Source organism: Kitasatospora sp. NPDC036755 (assembly GCF_040636595.1).
GTDB lineage: Bacteria > Actinomycetota > Actinomycetes > Streptomycetales > Streptomycetaceae > Kitasatospora.
Genome location: NZ_JBEZUT010000577.1, coordinates 1 through 3,075 on the forward strand (window position 1 = coordinate 1; position 3,075 = coordinate 3,075).

The window sequence follows — 3,075 nt, forward strand, 5'->3', positions numbered from 1 at the left end:
GCAGCCGCCAACGCCCGCTCCCGCAACACCTCAAGGCTCGGCGCCTCAGTGACCGTCCGCTGCCCAGAAGCACCCATCACCGCTGATCTCCTGTCCTGACGATGTGAACGGTTCGGCCGGTCCCGGTGGTCGGCCGGCTCGGGGTGGTGGTCCGCACGGTCACGGCCCGTGGTCCCGGTCTCGCTGTCACGACTGCTCCCCCGCCCGCAGTTCGGTGGCGATCTGGCGCCGCCCGGCGACCAGCGTCTCCAGTACCACCCCGAGCCCGACCAGCAGGGTCAGGCCCGCGGTGGGCAGCAGCACCGGCAGCAGCACGGGGGTGACGACGTCCCCGACATCGGCGCCGACCAGCGTCGAGATGTCGAAGGCGCCGCCCAGCAGGGCGACCGCCACCAGCGCCACCAGGCCACCGCCGACCGCCGCCGCCAGGCTCTGCGGCAACGCCTCGGTGACGATCAGCGCCAACCCCTGCCGGGGCCGCAACCCCATGGTCCGCAGCCGGGCGAGCACCGCCGTGCGGTCGGCCGCCGCCCGGGCCAGCGTCAGCAGGACGGCGAGCAGGGCGAACCCGGCTCCGGCGGCGGCCGCGTACCAGAACAGCCGCCCGGCGGCGTGCTGCAGCGGGTCGTCGCCGAGCGCGTCGGCGGTCTCGCGGCTGCTGTGCACCGCGTAGCCGGAGGGCAGCCCGTGGGTGTCCTTGCCGGTGGCCGTGGCGTCGTCCGCGATCAGCCTGGCGAGACCGACCGGCCGGGCCACACTGTTGTCCCGCAGGGTCGTCCTGACCCGGTCGGGGTCGATGTCGCCGACGGCGAACCACTGGTTCACCCGCTTGGCGTCCGGCAGCCGTTCCCAGGTGGGGCCGGCGGGAACGACGACGAAGGGCCTGCCCGGGTCCGGCAGCGCGGGGGTGGCGCCGACGAGATCGGCGACGGTGATGCGCAGGTCGTTGCCGTTGGGCGTGCGCACCCGGGACGGCCCCGCGGCCAGGCGCTTGGCGAGGTCGCGGCTGACCAGGGCGGGCACCGGGCTGTCCTTGCCGCCGGGTGCGGCGGCCAGTTTCGCCGGGTCGAACTCGCCGGCCCCGAGGGTCCGGGCGATCTCGGCGTACGCGGCGGGATCGGTCACCGCCACCAGGTCGACGTCGGTGTAGTCCTGGTCGGCGCCGAAGAAGCGGGTCCTGGACTCGACCCAGGCACCGGTCGAGGTCCGGACGCCCGGCAGGGCGGCGGCGGCCGTGGTGAACTGCTCGGTCAGGGAGGCGTAGTCCGGGACGGAGACGCCGATGTCGCCGCCCGTGGAGAGGCGCGCGGCGCGGGTCCGCACGTGGTCGACGGTGTCGAGCACGGTGGCGCCGAAGCCGGTCGTGGTGACGGCGATCAGCAGGGCGAGCAGCGGCAGTACGGAGGGCTTGCGGCGGCCCGAGTTGTCGCGGGCGGCCCGGGCGAGGCCGAGGAAGCCGACCAGCCCGCGGCCCCGGCCGACGAGGGCGGCCAGCCGGCCGACCACGAGGGGCTCGATCCGGGCCAGCAGCAGCCCGCCGGTGACGGCGAGCAGCAGCGGGGCGGCGACCAGGAGCGGGTCCACGCCACCACCGGCGTGGCCGACGCCGCGGCGCCGGACCTCGGCCACGGCCGCGGCGGTCACCGCCAGCACGGAGAGTTCGCCGACCAGTCGGCGTCGGCCGCCGGCCGGCCGAGGACGCGCCCAGAGCAGCGCGGCCCGGGCCGGGAAGGCCAGCAGCGCGATCAGGGTCGCGATCAGGGCCGCCAGCACCGCGCGCTCCCACCGGACGGTGGGCAGCAGCACCAGGGCGAGGACGGTGCCGAGCGCGGCGGCCGGCAGCACGGTGACCGCGCCCTCGGCGAGCAGCCGCCGCAGCACCCCGGCGAGGGAGCCGCCGCGCGCCCGGAGCAGCCGAATCTCCGCGGCGCGCCGGTCGGTGGTGAGCGCGGCGGCCAGGAACAGCACCACGGTGGTGACGCCCGCGGCGCCGGCCGGGCCGATCGTGCTGAGCGGCAGCGTGGCCCGGTAGCGCGCGTCCGCCTGGGTGAGGATCTCGGGCAGGCTCGAGGAGGTGCGCAGGTCGGTGCGACCGGTCTCGCGGACCAGGGCGGTGGCGTCGCGCCCGGTCAGGAAGGAGGTGACGACGCCGCGGGTCTCGTCGATCCGGTCGGCGTGCAGCGAGGCGGGGTCGACGGACAGCCGCCAGAAGCTCTCGGCGGTCGAACCCCAGCGGACCATCCCGGCCACGCCGCCGTCGCCGACGAACCCGGTGGTGAACCAGCGCTCGTGCTCGGGCTGGGTGTTCAGGCAGGCGCGGTCCGGGCAGCCGAGGTCGTCCCAGAACGGGTCCTGGGGGTCGTTGAGCCGGTAGAGGCCGACCACCACGGTGGTCCGTGCGGCGCCGACGTCGTCGATGCCGTTGTCGATGACGTCGCCGAGCTTGATGTGGATGGTCTCGGCGGACTTCTCGCTGATCACGATCGGCAACGGACCGTCGGCGGTGCCGACGGTCGGCCAGGTGCCTTCGGTGAGGGTCGCCCGGGCGGGCAGGTCGTGCAGGTAGAGCAGGCCGAGGTCCGGGTAGGGCTGCTTGTCCGAGAGGTGGGCGTACCCCGGGTTGGCCATGGAGTGGCTGCCCAGGGCACGGGCGCCGTAGGCCAGGTTGCGCCGGTCCAGCGCCAGCTGCCCGCCGACCTGCTCGACGATGTGCCGCTGCACCCGGTCCAGCGAGTCGGCGGTCTCGTCGTCCCTCGTCTTGGAGGCGGTCTGCAGGCTGGTCGGGTGGAGGCCCTTCTGGCGGACGAAGTCCTGGAGCGCCGCGTCCGCGCCCCGGTCCGTGACGCGGGGGAAGGCGGCCGCCAGGAAGACGGTGACGAACGCGAGGGCCGCCATGAGCAGCGCGGCCAGTGGGTTCGCCCGCAGCCTGGTGCGGACCCAGCGCGCGGGGCGGTGGCCGGAGTCGGCGGTGGGCACGCGGGTGCCGGCCTGGGTGGTCACATCTCCTCCACGTGGCGCAGCCTGGCGGCCACGTCTCGACGCCGGCGCCCGATCAGGAAGGCCGACAGCAGCGGG

1 protein-coding gene is annotated in these 3,075 nt (G+C 75.6%); it reads right to left on the reverse strand.

Features of this window, described 5'->3' with window-relative positions; genetic code table 11:
• Positions 1-186: 186 nt before the first annotated feature.
• The gene (locus tag AB0E96_RS40095) at positions 187-3,000 is read right to left on the reverse strand and encodes a hypothetical protein (RefSeq protein ID WP_359831643.1); all 2,814 of its coding nucleotides are present in this window, start codon (positions 2,998-3,000) and stop codon (positions 187-189) included.
• Positions 3,001-3,075: the final 75 nt, after the last annotated feature.